At 48.9% G+C, this 22,379-nt stretch carries 21 protein-coding genes; 9 read left to right on the top strand and 12 right to left on the bottom strand.

The features are described 5' to 3' along the window. Positions 1-38: 38 nt before the first annotated feature. Both rsgA and J0A67_RS18275 read right to left on the bottom strand, forming a co-directional pair. Positions 39-962 (bottom strand): ribosome small subunit-dependent GTPase A, encoded by a 924-nt coding sequence (rsgA, locus tag J0A67_RS18280; protein ID WP_206570838.1) that lies wholly within the window; start codon positions 960-962, stop codon positions 39-41. Then, positions 952-2,340 (bottom strand): 3-deoxy-D-manno-octulosonic acid transferase, encoded by a 1,389-nt coding sequence (locus tag J0A67_RS18275; RefSeq protein WP_241265248.1) that lies wholly within the window; start codon positions 2,338-2,340, stop codon positions 952-954. The genes rsgA and J0A67_RS18275 overlap by 11 nt, the downstream gene beginning before the upstream one ends. Positions 2,341-2,392: 52 nt before the next feature. Here J0A67_RS18275 and J0A67_RS18270 point away from each other — a divergent pair, with 52 nt between their 5' ends. The 3 genes from J0A67_RS18270 to J0A67_RS18260 are packed head-to-tail and all read left to right on the top strand — an operon-like array spanning position 2,393 to position 4,240. Beyond that, on the top strand, positions 2,393-2,878 hold the full coding sequence (locus J0A67_RS18270; RefSeq protein WP_206570837.1) for a low molecular weight protein-tyrosine-phosphatase: 486 nt from the start codon (positions 2,393-2,395) through the stop codon (positions 2,876-2,878). Then, entirely contained in the window at positions 2,871-3,743 is an 873-nt protein-coding gene (locus J0A67_RS18265) for a fructosamine kinase family protein (RefSeq protein WP_206570836.1), read from the top strand. Before J0A67_RS18270 ends, J0A67_RS18265 begins: the two co-directional genes overlap by 8 nt. Next, a complete protein-coding gene (locus J0A67_RS18260) occupies positions 3,743-4,240 on the top strand; it encodes a GNAT family N-acetyltransferase (protein ID WP_206570835.1) in 498 nt (165 codons plus the stop codon). Before J0A67_RS18265 ends, J0A67_RS18260 begins: the two co-directional genes overlap by 1 nt. A gap of 17 nt (positions 4,241-4,257) precedes the next feature. Here J0A67_RS18260 and J0A67_RS18255 read toward each other — a convergent pair whose 3' ends face one another. The 3 genes from J0A67_RS18255 to J0A67_RS18245 all read right to left on the bottom strand — a co-directional run bounded on the left by J0A67_RS18255 (position 4,258) and on the right by J0A67_RS18245 (position 7,705). Next, positions 4,258-5,184: an alpha/beta fold hydrolase gene (locus tag J0A67_RS18255; protein WP_206570834.1), complete on the bottom strand. Its 927-nt coding sequence runs from the start codon at positions 5,182-5,184 to the stop codon at positions 4,258-4,260. Positions 5,185-5,247: 63 nt separating this feature from the next. Then, on the bottom strand, positions 5,248-6,351 hold the full coding sequence (locus tag J0A67_RS18250; protein WP_206570833.1) for a Gfo/Idh/MocA family protein: 1,104 nt from the start codon (positions 6,349-6,351) through the stop codon (positions 5,248-5,250). An 85-nt stretch (positions 6,352-6,436) separates the two neighbouring features. Beyond that, positions 6,437-7,705, bottom strand: coding sequence for an aspartate kinase (locus J0A67_RS18245; RefSeq protein WP_206570832.1), 1,269 nt, complete (start codon positions 7,703-7,705; stop codon positions 6,437-6,439). A gap of 56 nt (positions 7,706-7,761) precedes the next feature. Between J0A67_RS18245 and fbp the strand changes: the two genes are divergently transcribed. Beyond that, positions 7,762-8,808, top strand: coding sequence for a class 1 fructose-bisphosphatase (gene fbp, locus J0A67_RS18240; RefSeq protein WP_206570831.1), 1,047 nt, complete (start codon positions 7,762-7,764; stop codon positions 8,806-8,808). A gap of 63 nt (positions 8,809-8,871) precedes the next feature. Next, a complete protein-coding gene (locus tag J0A67_RS18235; protein WP_206570830.1) occupies positions 8,872-10,032 on the top strand; it encodes a PQQ-dependent sugar dehydrogenase in 1,161 nt (386 codons plus the stop codon). 76 nt (positions 10,033-10,108) lie between these two features. Here the strand turns inward: J0A67_RS18235 and J0A67_RS18230 are convergent, their stop codons facing one another. From J0A67_RS18230 to J0A67_RS18220, 3 genes are all read right to left on the bottom strand, one after another. Next, on the bottom strand, positions 10,109-11,167 hold the full coding sequence (locus J0A67_RS18230) for an NAD(P)H-dependent glycerol-3-phosphate dehydrogenase (RefSeq protein ID WP_206570829.1): 1,059 nt from the start codon (positions 11,165-11,167) through the stop codon (positions 10,109-10,111). Then, positions 11,145-12,842: a 1-acyl-sn-glycerol-3-phosphate acyltransferase gene (locus J0A67_RS18225; protein WP_206570828.1), complete on the bottom strand. Its 1,698-nt coding sequence runs from the start codon at positions 12,840-12,842 to the stop codon at positions 11,145-11,147. The genes J0A67_RS18230 and J0A67_RS18225 overlap by 23 nt, the downstream gene beginning before the upstream one ends. 80 nt (positions 12,843-12,922) lie before the next feature. Continuing rightward, complete coding sequence (locus J0A67_RS18220; protein WP_206570827.1) at positions 12,923-13,402, bottom strand: DUF4199 domain-containing protein; 480 nt, start codon at positions 13,400-13,402, stop codon at positions 12,923-12,925. A gap of 159 nt (positions 13,403-13,561) precedes the next feature. On the opposite strand from J0A67_RS18220, the gene J0A67_RS18215 reads away from it, so the two are divergent. Beyond that, positions 13,562-14,536 carry a polyprenyl synthetase family protein gene (locus tag J0A67_RS18215; RefSeq protein WP_206570826.1) on the top strand — a complete coding sequence of 325 codons (975 nt, stop codon included), beginning with the start codon at positions 13,562-13,564 and terminating at the stop codon, positions 14,534-14,536. A gap of 101 nt (positions 14,537-14,637) precedes the next feature. Here the strand turns inward: J0A67_RS18215 and J0A67_RS18210 are convergent, their stop codons facing one another. Continuing rightward, positions 14,638-15,738 (bottom strand): glycoside hydrolase family 43 protein, encoded by a 1,101-nt coding sequence (locus J0A67_RS18210; RefSeq protein ID WP_206570825.1) that lies wholly within the window; start codon positions 15,736-15,738, stop codon positions 14,638-14,640. A gap of 118 nt (positions 15,739-15,856) precedes the next feature. On the opposite strand from J0A67_RS18210, the gene J0A67_RS18205 reads away from it, so the two are divergent. From J0A67_RS18205 to J0A67_RS18195, 3 genes are all read left to right on the top strand, one after another. Then, on the top strand, positions 15,857-16,786 hold the full coding sequence (locus J0A67_RS18205; protein WP_206570824.1) for an SGNH/GDSL hydrolase family protein: 930 nt from the start codon (positions 15,857-15,859) through the stop codon (positions 16,784-16,786). Positions 16,787-16,880: 94 nt separating this feature from the next. Further along, positions 16,881-17,132, top strand: coding sequence for a DUF6364 family protein (locus tag J0A67_RS18200; protein ID WP_206570823.1), 252 nt, complete (start codon positions 16,881-16,883; stop codon positions 17,130-17,132). Continuing rightward, positions 17,129-17,533 carry a type II toxin-antitoxin system VapC family toxin gene (locus J0A67_RS18195; protein WP_206570822.1) on the top strand — a complete coding sequence of 135 codons (405 nt, stop codon included), beginning with the start codon at positions 17,129-17,131 and terminating at the stop codon, positions 17,531-17,533. Before J0A67_RS18200 ends, J0A67_RS18195 begins: the two co-directional genes overlap by 4 nt. Before the next feature lie 64 nt (positions 17,534-17,597). Here J0A67_RS18195 and thrC read toward each other — a convergent pair whose 3' ends face one another. The 3 genes from thrC to thrA all read right to left on the bottom strand — a co-directional run bounded on the left by thrC (position 17,598) and on the right by thrA (position 22,343). Beyond that, entirely contained in the window at positions 17,598-18,896 is a 1,299-nt protein-coding gene (gene thrC, locus J0A67_RS18190; RefSeq protein WP_206570821.1) for a threonine synthase, read from the bottom strand. A gap of 61 nt (positions 18,897-18,957) precedes the next feature. Then, positions 18,958-19,893: a homoserine kinase gene (locus J0A67_RS18185; protein WP_206570820.1), complete on the bottom strand. Its 936-nt coding sequence runs from the start codon at positions 19,891-19,893 to the stop codon at positions 18,958-18,960. Next, a complete protein-coding gene (gene thrA, locus J0A67_RS18180; RefSeq protein ID WP_206570819.1) occupies positions 19,893-22,343 on the bottom strand; it encodes a bifunctional aspartate kinase/homoserine dehydrogenase I in 2,451 nt (816 codons plus the stop codon). The genes J0A67_RS18185 and thrA overlap by 1 nt, the downstream gene beginning before the upstream one ends. Positions 22,344-22,379: the final 36 nt, after the last annotated feature.

The raw sequence follows: 22,379 nt of genomic DNA, 5'->3' as shown, positions 1-22,379 counted from the left end.
GGGAAAATTAGACCAATTTGATTTGGATTCAAAACCACCTACCGGTGACTGTCCTCATCGTCGAGGATATTCACGTAGCTCTGATACCGATAGGGGTGTATATATCCCTCTTCCAGCTTTTTTAGCACCACACATCCAGGCTCGTTGATGTGCGTACAATTATGGTATTTACATTGCCCGAGGTATTTTCTCATTTCGGGAAAATAGTGCGAGAGCTCATTGTCCTCTATATCCAAAATGCCAAATTCCTTGATCCCTGGTGTATCGATCAAATCTCCGCCCTCAGGAAGTGGGAAAAGCTCTGCAAACGTTGTGGTGTGAACACCTTTTGAACTAAATCCGGAAATCTCCTTTGTATCCTGCTTAGCCTCGGGGATCAGTGCATTCAGCAGCGTGGATTTTCCCACGCCAGAATGCCCCGCGATAAGGGAAGTCTTCCCTTGGATAAAGGGCAAGAATTTTTCCTTGAGCCCTTTTTCCGTCAAGGCAGAGATCTCCACTACAGGATATCCCAAAGGTTCATAGATCTCGTGGATGTCCTGCAGCCATTCCTCCTCGACCTCACCTTCCAGTTGATCCATTTTATTCACTACCAAGATTGCCGGTATCCTAAAGCTCTCCGTGCTGACCAAAAATCTGTCGATGAAGCCGAAGGAGGTACGTGGTTTTTTCATCGTAATGACCAAAATCGCCTGATCCAAGTTGCTTGCGATGATGTGGGAGAAGTGCTGCTTGCGGGTCGACTTTCGGATCACGTAGTTTTCTCTTGGCAAAATCTGGGAAATCACAGCCGTAGCTTGTCCTGATTCCTCCTCCAGCTCTACCCAATCTCCTACCGAGATGGGGTTGGTCAATTTCAGCTCGTCCTGTTTGAATTTCCCCTTGAGGCGGGCTGAGATTATCTTATCTTCCACCTGAACTATATACCAGCTACCAGTTGACTTGATGACTCTACCTTTCATGTTTTGAGATTAGTTCGGCAACTTTTGCTATGACCCGATCCGCTGCTCCAAGGTTTGATTTTACCCAATTTTGTGCAGAAAAGACTGATCGATTGTAAAGTTCAGGGTTCTCCAACTGAACAAAAACTTCGGTGAGGGATCTTTCATCCGCTACTGAAAAACCACAGCCTTCCAGCTGGCTCTGTTCTGCCTCGGGAAACTTGGAGGTATTTTTCACTTTTCCGAATATCACCGGACAGCCAAAGCCAAGCGGCTCGAGGATGTTGTGCAGGCCCTTCCCAAATGCACCTCCGACATAGGCGATTTTGGCAAATTGGTATAGAGACGACAGCATGCCGATATTGTCGATGAACAAAACAGAATTTGAATCTACCTGACCCCATTTCGAATATTTGGCGGTCGTAAGTTGGATGCGTTCGGTCCAGCGATCCATGGGCTCAGGACTGAGATCATGTGGGGCGATGATCCAGCGATAGTCCGGGCGGGAATTGATCAGCGGGATGAGGATAGCCATGTCTTCTTCCCAAGCGGAGCCGACCACGACTACAGGCCGTCCATTTGTCCAGTTTTTGATATCCTGCATTTTCTTTGGCTCGGCAGCGGTGGATGCCACACGGTCAAAACGTGTGTCTCCCGCCAAAGAGGCTTGGGTATATCCGATTTGCTTCAGCATATCCAAGCTCTTCTTGTTCTGGGTAAAAATCCAGTCCATTGCAAAAAGGTTTTGCCGAAAAAAAGAGCCAAAAGCTCCAAAAAAACTCTGATCCTCCCGCAGGCTCGCCGCTACCAAAAAAACGGGGATAGACTGCTTTTTCAAAGCTTGGATATGGTGGTACCAAAGGTCGTATTTGACAAAAAATACCAGTTCCGGCTTGAGGATTTGCACAAACTTCTGCCCCCAGCTCTTTTTGTCCAGAGGCAAATAAGTAATGTAATCCAGGTTGGGCTGAGGTTTTTTGGCGACATGGTCGTAGCCTGAAGGACTGAAAAAACTGACCACGATGCCGAGTTCAGGCCTTTTCGCCTTTAATGCCGCGATCAAGGGACGAGCCTGCTCATACTCTCCAAGGGAAGCAACATGAAACCAAGCAAGGGCACCCGGGAATGAGTCGCGAAATTTTCCCAACTTTGTGAAGACATGTCTTCTGCCCTCCAAAAAATGACTCAATTTGCTGGAAAAGGGCTTTAGCAAAATCAAAATACCCGGAATCACTGAAAAAAACAGACGGTATAGCAACTTCATCCCCAAAAGTAGCCATTCAATACCAAATCCTCTTTTTTTCTTAAAACCGGAAATCAAAAAATCCATGGGCTCAAAAAAAGTGGGGGAAATTGGGATTTTACCCGTGCAAAAACCCTGAAAAATAATTACTTTCAAAGCCGTTCTGTTTATTCCATCACCGTTAAACAGCCTTAGTAGAACTCTCCATATGATTAAAGTCCTATTTGTTTGTTTGGGCAACATCTGTCGTTCACCACTTGCCGAAGCCATTTTCAACCACAAAATCCAGGCTTTGGGATTGTCGCGCAAATTCAAATCAGACAGTGCTGGCACCTCAGACTATCATATCGGCGAGCTCCCCGACGAACGGACCATTCAATGTGCCCAAAGAAAAGGCCTGAAAATCAATCATCGGGGCAGACAGGTGAACCGCACGGATTTCAGGGATTTTGACTACATCATCGCGATGGATGAAAGCAACCTTACCAATCTCGAAAGCTTAAAAGAGAAGTTTAACTTCCCGGAAAAGGAAGTGTACCTCATGCGGGATTTCGTGACGGGTTGGGAAGGTATGCCGGTACCGGATCCCTACTACGGAGGGGAAGAAGGATTTGACGAAATATATCATATCCTGGACGCATCGATCGAGAGTTTTCTGAGGAAAATCAAAGAGGTTCACCAACTCTATGTATGATCAGCACGAGATCTACGCACAGGTAATCACAGTGACTTTGGGGCCCATGGCCCAGGTAAAATCCGCTAGCCTAATCGCCGCCGGAAATCACAACCAAGGCGTCCGACTCGACACTTCCGAGGGCATTTTTTTTCTCAAGCTAAACTTTGACCACGAAAAGGATATTTTGGCCAAAGAAGCGGAAGGGCTACAAAAGCTTCGAAAATCCACCTTTCTCAAAGTACCGGAGACCTTTGGACTTGGCCGTGTGGGTGACTACAATTATCTCCTTTCCGAATTTATACCATCCTCCAGACAGCAGCTAGACTATTGGGAAAATCTCGGGCTCGGACTTGCCCAGCTACACCTCAACACCTCCAGACTTTTCGGGTTTGGGTCGGACAATTACATCGCTTCCCTGCACCAAAAAAACCTCCAATTCGATAGCTGGCTTAACTTCTTCATCGAGCAGAGACTGGAGCCTATGTTGGGAAAGGCTTATTTTGACCGACTGATCCCCTTGGACTTTCTGAAAAAATTCCAAGCCATTTACCCTAGACTGGATTCGATTTTTCCAAAGGAAAAACCCGCCTTGCTGCACGGTGACATCTGGTCGGGCAACGTGATCTGCGACAGGGAAGGCCTACCCTGCCTGATTGATCCCGCGGTGTACTACGGACACCGGGAGATGGACATCGCCTTTTCCCGACTTTTTGGCGGGTTTGACTCACGGTTTTATGAGGCCTACGACTCCATCGTACCCTTGGAGCCGGATTTTGAAAGCCGTATGGGGATCTACAATCTCTATCCCCTGCTCGTGCACCTTAATCTCTTCGGCACGGCCTATCTGCCTGGAATCGAAAAAATCGTCAAACGCTTTCAATAATGAACTTCCAAATCCGAACCTATCAGGAAAGCGATGCTCCGGCCATCCTGGAGATCATCAATGACTACATCCTAAACACCTTTCACAACTACGACTACGATCCGAAGACTTTGGAAGAAGTGCAGACGCAATTCTCGGAAAAACTGGCGGCCGGGTTTCCCGTCCTGATCGGTGAGATCGGGGGCGAGCTTGCGGGCTATGCGACCTTTGGGAAGTTCCGCGCAAAGCCCGGCTACAACACCACCATAGAGCATTCAATCTACCTGACGGCCAAATCCCAAAATCAGGGAATTGGATCGGCTTTGATGAAGCAGCTGATCGCAATCGCAAAAAACGAAGGCTATCATGTGATGATAGCCGGAATGGATTCGGAAAACTTGGGCAGCTACCGCTTTCACGAAAGGCTGGGCTTCCGCGAAGTCGCACGATTCCCCGAGGTGGCTTTCAAGTTTGAAAGATGGCTGAACTTGGTGTTCATGCAGCTGAAGCTGGATTGACTTCAGTGGCGTCCCAGCTAGAAGGCATATTCTGGGTTTTGGTTGACGTGGTCCAAAAAAGCCTCAATTTCGCCAAAATAGAGGTTAGGCTGTTCGATCCAGCCCCAATGGCCGCAGTCCGGCAAAATGAGCATTTTTGAATTTTTGAGCGTCTGGTGCGCATCTAAGATCAGCTGCTCCATAAAAATGTCATACTCTCCCTGAAGCAGCAATACGGGCTTTCTGAACCGCTTCATTTTGTTTTCGGCAGACAGCCCATTCGAAAGAACATCGACCATCACCAATTGTTTTATCCTGGAACTAGCCGACAACATCGCCCGTGCCATCTTGTTAACCATCTCATCATCATCTCTGTAGAGATAAGCGGAAGTCCTTGCCTCTGCAAAATTCCTCAAATTGACCTCGCTGCTATCTCCTGCCTTTATTTTCGCTTCAAAAAACAACAGGGAATCCAATTCCTCCTTGCTTAGGTTCTTGGCGGGATTTGAACTGAGAAAAAGTCCCATGTCACTCATTCCGGCCGAATGAGATTGGATCATGGCTTTTACCCGTTTGGGATGCTTTGCCGCATAGAAGTAGGCGAGCATTCCCCCAAATGATTGGCCAAGCACAATCCAGCTCTCAATCTCCAAGTGCTCCCGCAAAACTTCGATATCCTCGATCATCTTTTTAATATTGATATGATTCTCGTCCAAAGCAGGAACTTCGGACAGCCCAGTACCTCGCTGGTCGTAGATGATCACGGCGTTGTCTTGAGCAAGCCTTTGGGCTAAGTCAGCCATCCCCTCAGAGCTCATGCCGGGTCCACCATTGATCAGGAGTAGCGGGTCACCCGTACCAAAAATCCGGTAGTGCAGTTTGGCTCCGTTACCAAAAATCACGCCCTCCTGAGCCCAGGAGGGGATACTTCCAAGCAGGACAAGCGCCAAGAATACATATTTCATTAAAAAATCAGTTGGTTTTGGATCTGAGATCGATCGACTAGATTCTCTATTTTGGCAACTCATCTACTTGATTTCTACCTTTTTTCCGGCTCGAACAGCCTCGTAGATCGCGTCGATGATCACCAGATCTTTGAGACCTTCCTCTCCATCCACGGGAATGACCGGCTTTTTCCCATCCAGGATTATCGCCGCCATTTCGTCCATCTGGGTGGTCTGGTGAGTGATATGCTCGCGCTCAATAGGCCCTTTATTGGTCCAAGCTTTGATCGGGCCATAGCCTGTCGAGGGTTGCATCTCGGCAAAGCCCTTGGTACCGTTTAGGAAAAACTTGTCCAGATAATTGAGCGCATAGGTAGATAGGCAGGAAGCGATCGCACCGGAGGGAAATCCCATCTGAAAGGTGATAGTCTCGTCCACGCCCTCTTTGAATTTAACCGGATCAGTCTTGGACTCCTGCGCCGTCACCCAAATTGGCTCTTCTCCCAGCATGTATCGGGCGCCATTGACAGAATAGATCCCGATATCCATCATGGAGCCTCCGCCCGCCAGCTCCCGGTTAAGTCGCCACTGCGTTGGATCTCCAATAATAAAACCACTCAGACCTTGGAAAAACAGGGTTTTCCCAAAATCTCCAGCACGCTGCATACGCACCACTTCCAAGGTTTTCGCCTCAAAATGCATGCGGTAACCGACAAGGAGATGAACGCCGGCCTTGGTGCAAGCATCGACCATCTCCCGTCCCTCGACGGCGTTGAGTGCCATTGGCTTTTCGCTGATGACGTGTTTTCCGGCAGCGGCCAGGCGGAGGCAGTGAGGTTTGTGAAGAGAATTGGGTGTGGTCATGTACACCACATCGATATCCGGATTGTCTTTTACTTGATCAAAATTTTCGTAGTTGTAGCAGTTTTTGGCGGGGATACCGTACTTGTTCTGCCAATCGGCTATCTTGGTCGGAGTGCCACTGACCACCCCGACGAGCTTCGCGCGCTTGCAGTCTTTCATGGCTTCTGCCACACGTGTACCGTAGCTGCCGAGTCCCATTATGGCGACACGGAGGATTTTGTCTTCATTTTGTGTTTGCATAGCTGAAAGGGTAGTTGCGTAGGGCAGGCTCAGGGCCAAAGTGGAAATCCCTGCTTTTTTGAGAAAAACTCTTCTGTTGTCCATTGAGCTGAAGGTTAACGGGTTTGATTCACTGAATATAGCCAATCAAAAATTGAATAGCCAAACACCTTCGCCTACACAACTACAATCATATCTTTCTCCTCACTGCCTGAAAGGTATTTCTGGAAGCCTGCTCCAGCAGTACCTCATAGCCTTCCAAATAGGCGGAAATCCCTTCTTGTGCGGGATGCAAAATGGTCAGGAGTTCCAAGCCCTCATTATATCGGATTTCAAATTCCGACTTTAGCTTCTCCAGCAATTGGTCTAGCTTGAAGAGCTGTGCGTCTATGACGATGGAAATACTGATAGCTGATAGCTGAAGCATGTTGACACGCAGCTTCAAGGCTTGCAATCGCTCATACACCCGATGGATATGAAGCTCTTCGATAAAAGTAAAATCCGTCACCTTGAAGCTGACTAGAATTTGCTCTTTTTTCAGAACGATGGTTGGTACTTCGTGTGGGATGGCAGCACCGTGAATCTTTGTGCCCGGCGCCTCTGGATCGAGAAAGGACTTCACAAAAAGGGGAATATCAACGTTTGCCAAGGGCTTGATGGTCTTGGGGTGGATAACCGAAGCGCCGAAATAAGTCATCTCTGCCGCTTCCCTGTATCCCAGCTCGTCAAATTTGCGAGTGTCAGAAAAGATCTTGGGATCTGCATTGAGCACTCCGGGAACGTCCTTCCAAATTGTCACGGAGCTTGCACCCAAGCTTGTCGCGAGGATTGCGGCGGTGAAGTCAGATCCCTCGCGGCCTAGCGTTGTCGGCTTCCCTTTGGGATCCGAACCTATAAACCCCTGCGTCAAAATGGGGAAATTCCCAAGAAGCGGCTTCCACTGGGAAGAGCAGGATTTCTTAGTCTCCTCCCAATCAATCTTTGCGAAGCGAAAGTCGGAATTGGTCTTTACCACCTCCCGCGCATCCTTCCAAACAACCAGCAGATCTTGTGAGCAAAGGTATTCGGCCACGATCCGGGAAGAGACAAGCTCTCCAAATCCCACGATGGAATCGTAAAATTCGTCATAGTTTTCTCTACTCAAGTCCAGCTCAAGTTTGTTTTCCAGCTGGAGAAAAAGATTCTGAACCTGCGCAAAAATGGGATGTCCGGCAGAAAAAAGCCCTTCGCAAATCTCCAGATGAAAGGCTTTTAAAGTTGAACTATTCTGTGAAAAATCTTCTTTGGCCAGTTTTCTTGATAGAATGGACTCAAGTGCGTTTGTCGTCTTTCCCATTGCGGACACCACGATAACCATGTCTTTACGCAATCGATTACGGAGAATTTCAGTTAAGTTTTTGACCGCAATGCTATCTTTGACAGAAGCACCGCCAAATTTATAGACCAAAGTTTTTGCCATAGGTATTTATTCTTAATTTTCTGGGGTATAAACCCAAATATTGCACTTTTCTCAGAATGAAAACTTCACCGTATCAACCAGACCAAACCAACCTCGCCTACTCCGTCGGGGTGACGCTAGACCGCTTTATCAAGCTCAAGCAAAGTGACTTTCCCTTTGCTTCCGGAGAGTTGTCCCAGCTGCTCCGCGACATTGCGCTTGCGGCGAAGATAGTCAATCGTGAAACCAACCGCGCTGGACTATCCAATATCGGGGGCGCCTTTGGGCAGACCAATGTCCAAGGCGAGGAACAACAAAAACTCGACGTCATCGCCAACATCCGCTTCATGCGCGCGCTCAGCAAAGGAGGCGAAGTCTGTGCCATTGTTTCCGAAGAGGAGGACGAGGTGATCGACCTGCAAAACAACTCCGGCAAGTATGTGGTCGCCATAGACCCCTTGGACGGCAGCTCCAACATTGACGTGAACATCAGCATCGGAACCATCTTTTCGATCTATCGGAGAAAGACTCCCGTGGGCAGTCCCGTCACCACCGAGGATGTCATGCAGCCCGGAAACCAGCAGGTAGCCGCAGGTTATGTCCTGTATGGCTCTTCTACCATGCTTGTCTATACCACGGGATGTGGCACCAACGGCTTTACCTATGAGGCAAGTTTGGGCGAGTTTTTCCTCTCCCACCCGAGCATCCAAGCTCCAAAAGACGGGCTGATCTATTCGATCAACGAGGGTCTCGAATACGAATGGCAAACCGGCATCAAAAACTATGTACGAGCCTGCAAGGAACGGAAATTCCAGTCTCGCTATATTGGAAGCCTGGTGGCTGACTTTCACCGAAATCTCCTCAAAGGCGGCATCTACCTTTATCCCTCAACCTTGAAAAATCCCAACGGAAAGCTCCGACTCCTTTACGAGGCAAATGCTTTGGCATTTCTCATTGAGCAAGCGGGGGGGAAAGCCAGTGATGGCGGTGGGAGAATCCTTGATATCCAGCCCGAGAGCCTTCACCAGCGAACACCGCTTTTCATTGGATCATCGGCGATGGTCGAGGAAGCTGAGCAGTTTATCAACATTCCAGAATCGCAGATCACGGGAATCAGCCATTGACCGAGATTTTATTCTGAATTTGAATCTTTCAGCTTAACTTACTTGCTGAAAAATTCATAACCCATGTCCTCAAACAAACATTATTTACCTGTTGCACTTTTGGCAGGAGCGGTCTCCCTGTGGGCTTCCTGCACGCCAAAAGAAACGGCCACCGAAGCGGTGAGTGATTCCGCAGTCCTCGAAACGGAAAGAATGAGTATCAGCGTGGATACCCTCCACAGCGACTTTGAAAGCCCATGGGGCATGACCTGGCTGTCTGACGGACGAATGCTGGTAACGGAGAGAAAAGGTGAAATCCTGATCTTCAAAGACGACAAATTTACCGGAGAAAAAGTCCAAGGCCTGCCGGCAGTACATGTGGTGAATCAAGCCGGCCTTCTCGATGTCGCTGCCCATCCGAAGCATGCGGAAAATGGCTGGATCTACATCGCTTATGCGAAGAACTTCGAGGACAGCACCGGCGCTACCACCATCATGCGCTTCAAGCTGGACGGCAATACTGCCGTGGAGCAGGAAGACCTGATCACCGCCGGACCATCCTGGAAGGGCGGACGCCATTTCGGTAGCCGGATTGTATTCGACAACGAAGGCCATCTCTACTTCTCCAACGGGGACAAAGGCGATACCCCGATGAACGCGCAGACGCTGAGCAATGCGCATGGCAAAGTCCACCGAATCAACGACGATGGAAGCATCCCAGCCGACAATCCATTCGTGGACTCTACCGATGCGGTCAAGTCCATCTGGAGCTATGGCAACAGGAATCCGCAAGGCTTGTATTTCGACAAGGCAAACAACATCCTTTGGGAAACCGAACACGGCCCAAAAGGGGGAGATGAGCTAAATATCATCGAGAAAGGCAAAAACTACGGTTGGCCGGTCATCACGTATGGCATCAATTACAACGGGACCATCTTGGCTGAATTCACTGAAAAAGCAGGAATGGAGCAGCCTATCCACTATTGGGTGCCTTCTATCGCCACCTGCGGACTCACCGTGGTGACTTCAGATAAGTATCCAAACTGGAAAGGTAACATCCTCGTCGGGGCTCTTGCCAAGCAGCATATCGCACGGGTAGTGTTGAAGGACAACAAGCTCGTCGCAGAAGAAAAACTTCTTCCCGGCATCGGACGGGTACGCCAAGTAGCGGAAAGCCCAGATGGGTATCTCTACGCGATCACAGAAGGAACCGGTCTTTTGGTTAAGATCCTACCAGCAAACTAAAAGCAGAAAGCTCTCCAAACCGGAGAGCTTTCTTTTTATCCAATAGCTTTGAGTTGAGCTTGTAATCCAGATTTTTTCAGACAAAGTCTACGTCTACGCTGAAGGGGTACTTCATAAGAAACTGAAGTGCGTCAGAAATTGGTAGATCTTCAAAAAGTACACGGTGGAGATTTTCCGTGATCGGCGCGCGGATTCCTGCTGTTTTGATGAAAGCGTCTACGATTCTTACGGTGTTGACCCCTTCAGCCACTTCATCCATCGTGGCAAGAATCTGGTCCAGCGTCTCCCCTTTCGCCAGTCGAAACCCGACTGTGAAATTTCGGGAATCCACGGAATTGCACGTCGTAACCAAATCGCCTATGCCAGCCAGTCCCATGACAGACTGGACACTTCCGCCTAGGGCCTTGCTCAGGTGAACCATTTCCACCATTCCTCTTGAGATCAGCAAGCCTTTGGCATTTTCGCCCAGTCCCAAACCGGCCAAAGCACCAGAAGCGATCGCAATGATGTTTTTTAGAACGCCACTCAACTCGACTCCGATTATGTCCGAGTTGCCGTACACCTGAAATCGCTCAGATCGGAGCAGGCGCTGGCCTTCGAGGATTACCTCGTTGTATTTGCTGGCAACTACCGTCGCGGCGGGATTGCCGAGGATCAGCTCCTTTGAGATATTCGGGCCTGCAAGACAGCCCACTCGTATGGCAACCGTTTCTTGCATAATCACCTCGCTCATGGTCAAAACCTGGCTTCTTTTCAGTTTTTGGACAGTCTCAAGGCTTTCACTCTCTCCTAGATTGAGCGCCAGTCCCTTGGTCCCATGAATGATAATGTGATAGGGATAGAGAAAAGGCGCAAAGTTCCTCACCACCTCCAAAAATCCCGTCGAGGGAATCATGAAAAACAGGATGTCACAGTGACGGCAAAGCTCGCTAGGGTCAACGGTCGCCCGGATGGCAGGATTCAACTCCCGTCCAGAGACGGTGTGTACCGTGTTGATCTCTTCCACCACTTCTTCCTTTCTTGCAAAAACAACCACCTCATTCTTCTCGGCAAGCATATTTGCGATTGCCGTCCCGAAACTTCCTACGCCGACCACGCCGACTTTTTTGGACTTAAAAGAGTTTTTCAAGGCCATATCCGTGCAGTCTGTTGTGATAAAAATAAAGTAAGCTCATGTCTTCAGTGGCGATATTCCCCTGCTTGTCTCGCACCAGCGGGTGCTTCGCATGATACATGCCGACATTGTCTATGCCATGGCTGATGATCTCGTCGATACCTCGCTTGAGGTGAGGTGCTGCGTCGATCTTGCCTTGACTTTTCAATTCGAAAATCCTGTCCAAAACCATCTGGCAAGCATCCCTAAATTCCTCATAGGGAATGGAAATTTCCTCTTCCGGCAATCGGATCAGATCAAAGATATCCAGCTTGTTGTTTTTTTGCCTGATCAATTCAAACGCGACGAAGGCCACCAGATGCGAGCTGAACACACGATTGATGATGTGAAACTCCTCCACAATGCGTTTGCCCAGCATGTTGGTGTATTCCTCCTCCCGCTGCTGGTCGATGGTGACTTTCCCCTCCGAAATGAAATAGTCCCGCGTGTCGATCCTACGGCCACGCTTGTCAAGGCTATCTCCATCCTCATCCACATAGTTGCCCAACACATCCATGGCCCTCCCGATGGACACGGAAATGTCCGATCCCTTCGTGAAGAATTTGAACAAAAACTTGGAGATCTTGTACGAAGTGGAAAATTCGTCGTTTTCCTTGTAATACCTCTCCTGGCCCGTTGTGCTCAAATGCTCTTGGATCAGTCCCGGCGCCTCCAGCACAAAGTGGTAGTTAATCGTCACCGGAACGATAAACACTTTGCCGGAGATGTCGTTGAGACCATTTTGAAAATTTGCCCGCTGCGCTTCTATGGCTGTACTCAGCAGGCCGAGTTTTAGTCTGGACTCGATCATCCCGCTCCTGGAGCGTGTACCGCCTGGAAAAAAAAGACTGTGGCAGCCAAACTGGATCGCCTCCTTGGAGTAGGTCTTCAGCGTCTCCAGATACATCAGATTCTTCTTTCTCCTATCCACCTTGTAAGCGCCCAGCGCATTCATGAAATAGGCGAAGATGGAGATATTGAAGAGGTTTAGCCCTGCGCCGTAGATAAAGGGCGGCATGCCCAACACCGAAATAATCCAGCCGATCAATACGCTGTCCAAATTGGAAAAGTGGGTAGGCACCATGACGATCGTCCCCTTGGTAGCCAAGTCGCGGATCTGGTCGGTCTGTCCCGTGATCTGGATTTTGTCCTGTAGCGTGTATTGCGTACTGAAGATGGACTTAATGCCTTTCACCCTAGCCGCATTGAGCAGGCGGGCAAAACCATAGGTCACGATACTTCTGGTAAACTTGTAGTGGGAAGCTTTGAAATTGGAGGCGATCTCCTCTGCGTAGCGCGAAGTAATTCGGTGAAGCAGTCCCTGATAGGCAAGGAAGCGTCGCTCTCTATCCAGCGTCGTGTCGTTATTGGTCTGGAGCAGGGAATTTTTGACCTCATTCCAAAACTCATTTTCGTCATCCGGATCTACGGCCCAAGGATTTTGCTTGACGCGGAGCTTTTCGCGGTAGAGCGTGGTTTCAAGTTCCTCTTTTAAAATATCCGGATTCTTCCCCGTCAATCCCAAAATCCTGGCCTCCGCCAGCTCGGCCACCTTCTTCACAAACTCTTTGCGCTCCCTAGCCAACTTCACCACCGGCCATTCGTTTTTGCTGGGGATGATCGGATCGTAGCGGTGCTTGATGTATTTCTCTTCCAAGGTGGAATGCTGGTTTTAGAAAGGCCTCAAAGATAGAAAAAATGCCATTTCCAATAGAAAACATTGGAAAGGCGACGCTGTCAAGACTTTGAGCGGACAAAAAACGCGACCACCGCCGAGGTCACCAGGCCCATCACCGCAGCAAAAACCGTGGATTGGACGATGTAGCTTTTCAGGTTAAAATATTCCTCTGCGGCCTGCTGGTCCATCTGCCCGCTTGATACAGCGTACGATATGACGTTATTGAAATAATCCGGGGTGATGAAAGTACTCGTTATATACTGGCTCAATGGGGTTAAGATCACCACGACCAAGGTGACAATCAGGCCGGCGACAAAACCCTGCTTGAAGCTCATTCGTCCTCCATAAAAGTTCTTCTTCTTGTCCAAAAGCGCAAAAACGTATAAGGCGATGGCAATTGGAGCAAAGAGCAGGGTATAAGTTGCATGCTGGTCGATATGGACATCATGCCAGCCCATCGCCTTTTCGAAGATCATCCAGATCAGCCCGGCCAGGATAAACAGGACGCCCCATTTTATTTCAATTCGGATGTTTTTCATTGCGTTTGGATCGTTTATGGGTTTGATGAATTTCCAGTTCATACAAAATACACAAAAAGTACCAAAACGATCCTCCGATTGACGCGTTTGATTGGGCGTCTATCATAGAATCACTTGCCCGTGAGCTAAAGGGTATTATTTTTACGCCAGCATTGCCGGATGAAACCAGACCTCAAACAAATACAAGTCCCCATTGAAGCCGAAATGGCTCAATTCGAACATAAGTTCAGGGACTTTATGAAAAGCAAGGTCAAGCTCCTCGACCACATCACCAACTACATCGTCAAGCGCAAAGGCAAACAGATGCGTCCGATGTTCGTTTTTTTGACGGCCGGGATCTTTGGAGAAATCAACGAGTCCACCCATCGTGGTGCTGCACTGATCGAGCTCTTGCACACCGCCAGTTTGGTGCATGACGATGTCGTCGACGATGCCAACTACCGGAGGGGCTTTTTCTCGGTAAATGCCCTTTGGAAAAACAAAATCGCGGTATTGGTGGGAGACTATTTGCTTTCCCGCGGATTACTACTGAGCGTAGAATACGGAGATTACCATCTGCTTCGCATCGTGTCAAATGCCGTTAGGGAAATGTCCGAGGGAGAGCTGCTCCAAAGCTACAAGGCCCGCAAGCTGGATGTGGACGAGGAAGTTTACTACGAAATCATCCGCCAAAAGACTGCGAGCCTCATCGCCAGCTGCTGCGCCGTCGGCGCCTCCAGCGTTCAAAATGACGAAGCGGTGATTGAAAAAATGCGGCTTTTCGGAGAAAAAGTCGGCTTGGCCTTCCAGATCAAGGATGACCTCTTCGATTATGGCGACGAGGAGATCGGCAAGCCGGTCGGCATCGACATCAAGGAGAAAAAAATGACCCTCCCGCTGATCTACGCCCTGCGCAATGCGGACTGGCTGACCAAGAAAAAAATCATCTACCTTATCCGCAACCGATCCGAGGACAAAAAAGCCGTCAACGAAGTGATTGCTTTTGTAAAAAAGAGCGGAGGCCTGGAGTATGCCAAGGAAAAAATGGACGGCTTTTACTTGGAAGCGCTGGGTATTTTGGAGGAGTTTCCAGAGTCCATCTACAGAAACTCGCTCAAGGATCTGGTCAGCTATACCATAGAAAGAAAAAAATAAGCCTGCCCAAAACTCTGGACAGGCTCTTTATATTCTCCGCTACCTGATCTTAGTGATTGTTCCACAGTAGCATTCCGTGGTCTTCGGTCGACCGTCGGCAACTACTTTTTCATCGCATCCACGGTCTGAATGGTCCCGTCGGGCTTGTGCGTTAATTCCGCCATTTTGATATTTCGCAAGGGTGTATCTCCCGATAACTGAGTGTCGTGGTAAAACAGATACCATTTTCCCTCAAACTGGACAATAGAATGATGATTAGTCCAACCTTCTACCGGGTTCAATACATTGCCTCGGTAGGTAAAAGGGCCGTATGGATTGTCGCCAGTGGCATAGGCAATGTAGTGGGTGTCCCCCGTTGAATAGGACAAATAGTAGGTACTTCCAAGTTTGTGCATCCAAGCGGCTTCAAAAAAGCGGCGGTTATTGTCACCTGCTTTGATGGGATTGCCCCCTTCATCCAAAATTTGGATTTCTTTCGGCTTTTCAGAAAGAGATTTCATATCCCCACCCAGCTTCGCCATGTAGGGAGTCAAAGCCGGCTCTTCGGGTTCTGGGAGCCCAGTTAACTGACCGTCTCGCCCTGAGACGAGTTTTTGATCTTCATACCACTGCAACTGTCCGCCCCAGATACCACCCCAAATCAGGAAATAGTCGGAGCCTTCCTGAAAGACTGCCGGATCCATGCTGAATGTACCCGGAATCGGCTCAGGCTCGGCAGTAAATGGACCACTTGGTTTGTCCGAAGTTGCGACGCCAATTTTGAAGATGCCTTCCATGTCCTTGGCAGGAAAATACAGATAATATTTTCCATCTTTCTCAGCAGCATCTGGTGCCCATAGCTGTCGACTGGCCCATGGAATATCTTCCAATTTCAACACGACTCCGTGATCTGTCACAGGTGATCCGGGCTTCTCAATGGAGTAGACATGATAATCCCTCATGTCAAAATGGGAGCCCATATCGTCCTGTGGGACATCCGTCTTGATATCGTGGGAGGGATAGATGTATATTTTGCCCTCGAAAACGTGCGCGGAGGGATCGGCAGTAAAGAGATCGGTCACAAGTGGCTGATGGTTGTACTTGGCCGCAATGCTATCTTCTGTGGGTTTCTCAGCCATTTCCTCCTGCTTTGGAGCAGAGCAGGCTAAGGCTCCGGTGATCAACAGTCCATAAGACAAGCACCATTTGATTGGGTTTTTCATAGAATAATAGGTAGAGTTAGATTAGGTTTAAGAATCAAATTAAGAAATAAATAGACAGATCTATTCCAAACTGACAATTATCACCTGATTTTGAAGAGATGACCCAATCCAATAAACTATGGTTAAATACATCCCCGTTCTTCTTCTTTTCTCGCTGATAAATTTCCAGAGCTTCGCGCAGAACTACGCCATCCCTGAAGAAACAAAGCGAATTGTCTTTCTAGGAAACAGCATCACTTACAACGGTAAATTTGTTTCCTACCTCGACGCATATTTTACCCTCGCCTATCCAGATCGGAATCTGGAAATCATCAACCTTGGCCTACCGAGTGAGACAGTTTCCGGTCTTTCCGAGCCCAATCACGCCGAAGGCAAGTTTCCCCGGCCGGATCTAAGAGAGCGATTGCAGCGGGTTTTGACACAGCTAAAACCCGATCTCGTGATCGCCAACTACGGTATGAATGATGGTATCTACCTCCCGCTGGATGATGATCGATTTGAAAAATTCAAGGATGGGATGGAATGGATGCATCAGACAGTCGAGAATTCGGGAGCGAAAATCATTCATGTGACACCTCCAATCTATGATCCCCGCAAAGGCGCCGCTTATGCCAATGTCTTGGATGTCTACTCTGACTGGCTGATCAGCCTGCGCTACACAAAGCAATGGCAAGTGATCGATCTGCATTGGCCGATGAGGAAAGCACTTGAAGATAATCGCTTCAAAAACCCTGATTTTGTTTTTGCGAAAGACGGAGTCCATCCCAACGAAGCTGGACATTTTCTGATGGCGAAGGAGATTCTTATGGGATTGGGAGAAACGGAGATGACAGTTGCAAACTCTATCGAGGAACTATTGACGGATTTTCCAGAGGGGATGAATGTCCTTCAACTCATCCAAAAGCGGCAAGAAATCCTGAGAAATGCCTGGCTAACTCAAACGGGACATCAACGGCCTGGATTGGCTGAGGGGATGCCTATAGAGGAAGCGAAAAATCAAATATCCAGCATAAACCAAGAAATCAATTCGGTCCTCAGACAACATTGAATGAACGCTAGAATCCTTCAGAACCCAAAGAAATCTAATCGCAGGGTATCAAAATCCTTCCCTATACGTATATTTATCACAGCTCACACGTGTCATGAAAACTAAGTTGACTCTAACCATTGAAAAGTCTCTGATCGAGAAGGCAAAGAAATTTGCAAATGAATCAGGAAGAAGCCTTTCTGATCTGGTGGAAAATTACCTTGAAAAAGAAGTCAAAGAGTCCGAAAATAAGCAGTTGGAGATTCCTGAAGAATTCCAAGGCCTTTTTGGCACAGTAAACTTGCCTGTAGATTTAAACGAAAAGGAGACAATCAGACAAATCTTGGCGGAAAAACAGAAATCATGAAACCCTATTTTTTGGACACCAACATCTTGTTGGACTTTTTGGGCAACCGATTCCCGTATGGGCAATTCGCATTAAAAATTTTTGAAAAAGGATTAACCAGGGAATGGCAACTGTGGACCTCCGTTAATTCTATTCTGACCACTTACTACATCCTTTCCAAGGAGATCGGAGAGAATCAAAGCAGGCAAAAAATCGGAGGAATCTTGAACTTTCTTTCCCTGGTTTCGGTGGAAAAATCTGACATCGAAGCTGCAATACGCTCCGACTTTAAGGATTTGGAGGATGGTGTTCAGCACTTCTGCGCTTTAAAAATTCCAAATATCACCGGAATCATCACCCGAAACTCAAAGGACTTCTCTTCTAGCCAGATCGCGGTTTTCGAGCCTAAGGAACTGGTTTAGAAAGACCAACTACATAGTAAGACTTTTAGTGTTTTGAATAGCATCAAATTACACCATCAGTCGACTATACCAATCCCTCCAAATACCCCTTAAACTCCCCAAAGCTTTTCCCCATCGGGATCACTTTCTTCTCGCCTTCCAAGAAAGCAGCCAATCGCTCAGGCAACACCAATTCTTCCTTCAAAGCTTCCTCCACCACATCCCGGAACTTGCCCGGATGGGCAGTCTCCAAAAACACGCCTACATAGCCCGGATTCTCCGACATGAAATCCTTTAATCCCAAATAGCCCACTGCGCCATGCGGGTCCAAGGTGTAGCCTTTCGGCTTTACGGCTTGGATGGCTTGGATCGTTTCCTCATCGGAATAAAAATAGCCTCCCACTTTTTCCCGGAACAGGCTCTCGTCATTGTGGTAAAGCGAAAGAAGTCTAGGAAAATTGCTGGGATTACCCACATCCATGCTGTTGGACAACGTCTGGATGGAAGGCTTCGCGGCAAAAGCATCACCTCTCAAATAATCCGGCACCACCTTGTTGACATTGGTAGCCGCTACGAAGTGGTCGATCGGCAGCCCCATTCTTTGCGCTAAAATCCCGGCGCCGATGTTGCCAAAATTCCCGCTTGGAACGGCAAAAACGATCTTCTTTCCCATTTCTGGAAGTCTAGAATACGCATAGAAGTAATACAGGCACTGGGGAATCCAGCGCGCGATATTGATGGAATTGGCCGAAGTCAGCAATAGTTTTTCATTCAGTTCGGCATCGAGAAAAGCCTGCTTCACCAGCGCCTGACAGTCGTCAAAAACCCCATCTACTTCCAGGGTCGTGATGTTTTGGCCGAGGGTTGTGAATTGTTTTTCCTGCAGCAGGCTGACTTTTCCCTTTGGAAAAAGGATGATCACTTCTACCCCATCGACTCCCAGAAAACCATTGGCTACGGCACTTCCCGTGTCACCGGAAGTCGCTACCAAGACCCGGACGGTTTTATCATTTTCCCCGTGAAGCATGCTCATCAGCTTGGAGCAGAACCTTGCCCCAAAATCCTTGAAAGCCAAAGTCGGCCCATGAAAGAGTTCCAAGCTGTAAACATCATCCTCCACCTTCACGATCGGAGCATCGAATGTCAGCGTATGATCCACCAGCTCCTTGATCTGGTTTTCTTTCATATCCTCCGAAAAAAGGGCACCAATCACGGCATAGCCAATTTCACGGAAGCTCATTTTAGAAAGACTTTTAATCAGTTCCTTTGGCAAGACCGGAATCCGCTCCGGCATATAGAGCCCATTGTCAGGGGCAAGGCCCTTAATGACGGCTTGGGAAAGAGAAACTTTGTGGCTGGGATTATTGGTACTGAAGTACAGCATAGGGTATTTTCAAGCTAAGGACATTGGCCGTCGCCAGTAGACAGTCGACCGTTGACCAGATTTACTTTTCTTCTATCACGTAAGCTCCTCGGATGTTGACCGCGGAATGGTAAGCATCCACTCCCAAGCCGATGGACTCATATACTTGCTCTGCAGCGCGGATGATTGCAGGGGATGTTTCGGATCCTTTGGAAAGTGCGAACATCGTTGGCCCGGATCCCGAAATCCCCATTCCTAAGGCACCGGCACCTTTTACAGCTTCTTTGGTTTCGTAGAAACCCGGAATCAGCGTCGCGCGATAAGGCTCCGCGATCACGTCCCGCAGGGATCTGCCGATCAGCTCAAAGTCTTCTTGGAAAAGCCCCGCAATAAGACCCGCGACATTTCCTGATTGAATCGTCGAATGCTTCAGCGAGACATTGTCTCTCAAAACCGAGCGGGAATCAGAGGTCTTCAGTTCAAAATGCGGGTGCAAGAGCGTGCAGTGCAATCCTTCTGGTACGTGCAATTTGATCACATCCAAGGGATGGTAGTCTCGGATCAGGACGAAGCCGCCCAGCAAACTGGGAGCAACATTGTCCGCATGGCCTGCGCCGCAGGCGACTTTTTCGGCAGCCATCGCAAATGGTAGCAGGCCCTTCTTTTCGAACGGTTCGCCAAGCAGTCGGTTGGCGGCGACTAGCGCAGCAACCGCACTTGCCGCACTGGAACCCATGCCTGAACCTAGCGGAAGGCCTTTACGCAGGTATATTTCCATACCCACCTGTCGATCCATCTCGTCAAGCATAGCCTGGATGGCAACCGCACAGGTGTTTTTCTCCACTTCGTAGGGAAGCCTTCCCTGATCCCCTTCGATAGAAACGACTACCAGTCCAGTCTCGTCTTTTAGCCGAACCTCCACCTCGTCTCCCATCGCGTCTATTGCAAAGCCGAGAATATCGAACCCGCAAGACACATTGGCGACGGTAGCTGGCGCAAATGCCCTGACCGCCTTCATTACTCTCTGGTGTAATTACCGATTCGGATGACATCAGCAAATACTCCGGCTGCTGTCACGTCCGCTCCCGCTCCGGGACCCCGGATGATCATCGGACGATCGTGGTAGCGGTCTGTAGTCAGGAGGATCATGTTGTCGGATCCCTTCAAACTGGAGAAGGGATGTGATTCAGGAAGTGACTTCAAACCTACTTTTGCTTTGCCATCTTCCAACGTCGCCATAAAGCGGAGCCTTTCGCCATTTTCGCCTGCCTTACGGAGAAGCTTGGCAAAGTCTCCATCGTGGCCGCTCAGTTTTTCAAAAAACTCCGGCACGGTAGCTGCGTGCTGACAATCTGCAGGCACCATACTTTGGATGGTGATGTCGTCAAACTCCAGCACCTGCTCGGCCTCTCTGCCCAGGATGAGGATCTTTCTGGCCACATCCATACCGGACAGATCATCCCTTGGGTCAGGCTCGGTATAGCCTTTATCTTTGGCGATTTTCACCACTTCGGAGAAAGGCGCACCATTTTCCAGCTCGGAAAAGATAAAATTCATAGAACCGCTCAGCACTGCCTCTATTCGGATGACTTTGTCTCCTGAGAGCATTAAGTCCTGGAGCGTATTGATCACCGGGAGGCCGGCGGCCACGTTGGTTTCGTATAGGAACTTGACGCCACGGCGTTTGGCAATACGCTTAAGCGCACGATATTGGTCCATGGAACCGGAATTGGCTCGCTTGTTTGGAGTCACGATGGCTACCTTGGCTTCCAGCACGCGGGAGTACGCATCAGCGACATCTTGGCTAGCAGTACAGTCCACAAATACCGAGTTGGAGAAGTTCATTTCCTCCATTTTTTGGATGAACTTTTCCAAATCCATGGGCTCGTCTTTGTCACTCAGCTGGTAAGCGGGCTTCAGCTCAAATCCGTCTTCATGGAAAGCCATGAAGCGACTGTTTGCCAAGCCATGGATCTGGACATCGAGTTCGTTGTCCTTGAGCAGCTTATTTTGCTGGGAAGCGATCATCTTCATCAGCGCCTGCCCGATCAGGCCGGTACCTACCAAGAATACGTGTAGCACTTTGTTTTCCGAAAGGAAAAATGCCTCATGGAGTGCGTTGAGGGCTTTTTGCAAGTCGGGCTGGGGGATTACGGCAGAGATGTTCAATTCAGAACTTCCCTGCGCTATAGCCGCCACGTTGACGTTGTTTCGGCCCAAGGCGCGGAACATTCGGCCGGAGGCGCCAGGGTTTTGTTTCATATTTTCACCTACCACCGCGATGGTAGCGAGCCCATGAAGCAGGGACACTTCGTCCATTTCGCCCGATTTGATCTCATAGAAAAACTCCTTTTCGATCGATTCCTTGGCCAAGAATGCTTCATGGGTCTTGATGGCAAGGCAGATACTATGCTCCGACGAAGCCTGTGAAATCAAAACGATATTGACTTTAGCTTCGGCAAGCGCCCTGAAAACACGGCTCACAGTAGCTCCGCCTTCGATCAAGCCCGCTCCCTGTACGGTCACAATGGAGATATTGGACATGGAGCTGATCCCTTTGATCAAGGCACCATGGCTCACTTCCCCGTTGATCAGCGTGCCTGGGTTTTCGGGTTCAAAAGTATTCTTGATGTAGATCGGAATGTTCTTTTTCATTGCCGGCTGCATGGTAGCCGGGAAAATCACCTTGGCACCGAAGTGCGACAGTTCCATCGCTTCATTGTAGCTCAGCTGAGGAATGGTGAAAGCGGTATAAACCATCTTCGGATCGGAAGTCAGCACGCCCGATACGTCAGTCCAGATCTCCAGATCCTGTGCTTCCAAAGCGCCAGCGAAAATCGCAGCGGTATAGTCGGAGCCCGATCTTCCCAGCGTGGTGGTTTCCCCTTTCGCAGTGGAGGCAATGAAACCGGTGATGACCTTTACGCCGTCATTTTTCAGAAAATAATCCTTGATCAGGGCATTGGTCACCTCATAGTCGACACGGGCCTGACCAAAGCGGTCGTTGGTGCGGATCACATCCCTTGCATCGACAAACTGCGTCTTGATGCCCTTGCCTGCCATAGCCTCGGCCAAGATGAATGCGGAAAGCCGCTCACCAAAGCTGGCAACATAATCCAGCGTTCGGCTTGAGTTTTCCTTGATCAGAAAAATACCGTGAAACAGGTCTTCGAGCTCCTTAAACCGCACCTTGACATAGGTCATCACGGTGGATTGGTTTTGCACCGCAATCAGCTGTCGCACGATATCAAGATGCTTCTCTTCCAAAGTCTGGAGCAAATCCCGATAGGCCTGGTCTCCCTCTCTAGCCAATCGCGCGATGGTCAGGAGGCTTTCGGTGACTCCCCCAAATGCGGAAAATACGATGGCGATTTCGTGTTGCTTGAGCTTATCCTGAAGGATCGCAAAAACCTTTCGGATGTTTTCGGGGTTCGCTACGGATGAACCTCCAAACTTGATGATTTTCATAAAACAGGGAATGTATTATTTGGAACTTGAAACGGG

This window comes from Algoriphagus aestuariicola (assembly GCF_017254835.1).
In the GTDB taxonomy this organism is placed as follows: domain Bacteria; phylum Bacteroidota; class Bacteroidia; order Cytophagales; family Cyclobacteriaceae; genus Algoriphagus; species Algoriphagus aestuariicola.
Note: the sequence above shows the minus strand (reverse complement) of the source record. Positions and strands in the feature narration are given on the sequence as shown.

Bases quoted from the DNA above. Each gene is read 5' to 3' on its own strand.
- J0A67_RS18210 (WP_206570825.1), bottom strand. From the start codon at position 15,738: ATGAAAAACCCAATCAAATGGTGCTTGTCTTATGGACTGTTGATCACC.
- J0A67_RS18250 (WP_206570833.1), bottom strand. From the start codon at position 6,351: ATGGACAACAGAAGAGTTTTTCTCAAAAAAGCAGGGATTTCCACTTTG.
- J0A67_RS18260 (WP_206570835.1), top strand. From the start codon at position 3,743: ATGAACTTCCAAATCCGAACCTATCAGGAAAGCGATGCTCCGGCCATC.
- J0A67_RS18230 (WP_206570829.1), bottom strand. From the start codon at position 11,167: ATGGCCTTGAAAAACTCTTTTAAGTCCAAAAAAGTCGGCGTGGTCGGC.
- J0A67_RS18235 (WP_206570830.1), top strand. From the start codon at position 8,872: ATGTCCTCAAACAAACATTATTTACCTGTTGCACTTTTGGCAGGAGCG.
- fbp (WP_206570831.1), top strand. From the start codon at position 7,762: ATGAAAACTTCACCGTATCAACCAGACCAAACCAACCTCGCCTACTCC.
- J0A67_RS18215 (WP_206570826.1), top strand. From the start codon at position 13,562: ATGAAACCAGACCTCAAACAAATACAAGTCCCCATTGAAGCCGAAATG.
- J0A67_RS18195 (WP_206570822.1), top strand. From the start codon at position 17,129: ATGAAACCCTATTTTTTGGACACCAACATCTTGTTGGACTTTTTGGGC.
- J0A67_RS18265 (WP_206570836.1), top strand. From the start codon at position 2,871: ATGTATGATCAGCACGAGATCTACGCACAGGTAATCACAGTGACTTTG.
- J0A67_RS18255 (WP_206570834.1), bottom strand. From the start codon at position 5,184: ATGAAATATGTATTCTTGGCGCTTGTCCTGCTTGGAAGTATCCCCTCC.
- J0A67_RS18205 (WP_206570824.1), top strand. From the start codon at position 15,857: ATGGTTAAATACATCCCCGTTCTTCTTCTTTTCTCGCTGATAAATTTC.
- J0A67_RS18185 (WP_206570820.1), bottom strand. From the start codon at position 19,893: ATGAAGGCGGTCAGGGCATTTGCGCCAGCTACCGTCGCCAATGTGTCT.
- J0A67_RS18245 (WP_206570832.1), bottom strand. From the start codon at position 7,705: ATGGCAAAAACTTTGGTCTATAAATTTGGCGGTGCTTCTGTCAAAGAT.
- J0A67_RS18200 (WP_206570823.1), top strand. From the start codon at position 16,881: ATGAAAACTAAGTTGACTCTAACCATTGAAAAGTCTCTGATCGAGAAG.
- J0A67_RS18270 (WP_206570837.1), top strand. From the start codon at position 2,393: ATGATTAAAGTCCTATTTGTTTGTTTGGGCAACATCTGTCGTTCACCA.
- thrA (WP_206570819.1), bottom strand. From the start codon at position 22,343: ATGAAAATCATCAAGTTTGGAGGTTCATCCGTAGCGAACCCCGAAAAC.
- thrC (WP_206570821.1), bottom strand. From the start codon at position 18,896: ATGCTGTACTTCAGTACCAATAATCCCAGCCACAAAGTTTCTCTTTCC.
- J0A67_RS18220 (WP_206570827.1), bottom strand. From the start codon at position 13,402: ATGAAAAACATCCGAATTGAAATAAAATGGGGCGTCCTGTTTATCCTG.
- rsgA (WP_206570838.1), bottom strand. From the start codon at position 962: ATGAAAGGTAGAGTCATCAAGTCAACTGGTAGCTGGTATATAGTTCAG.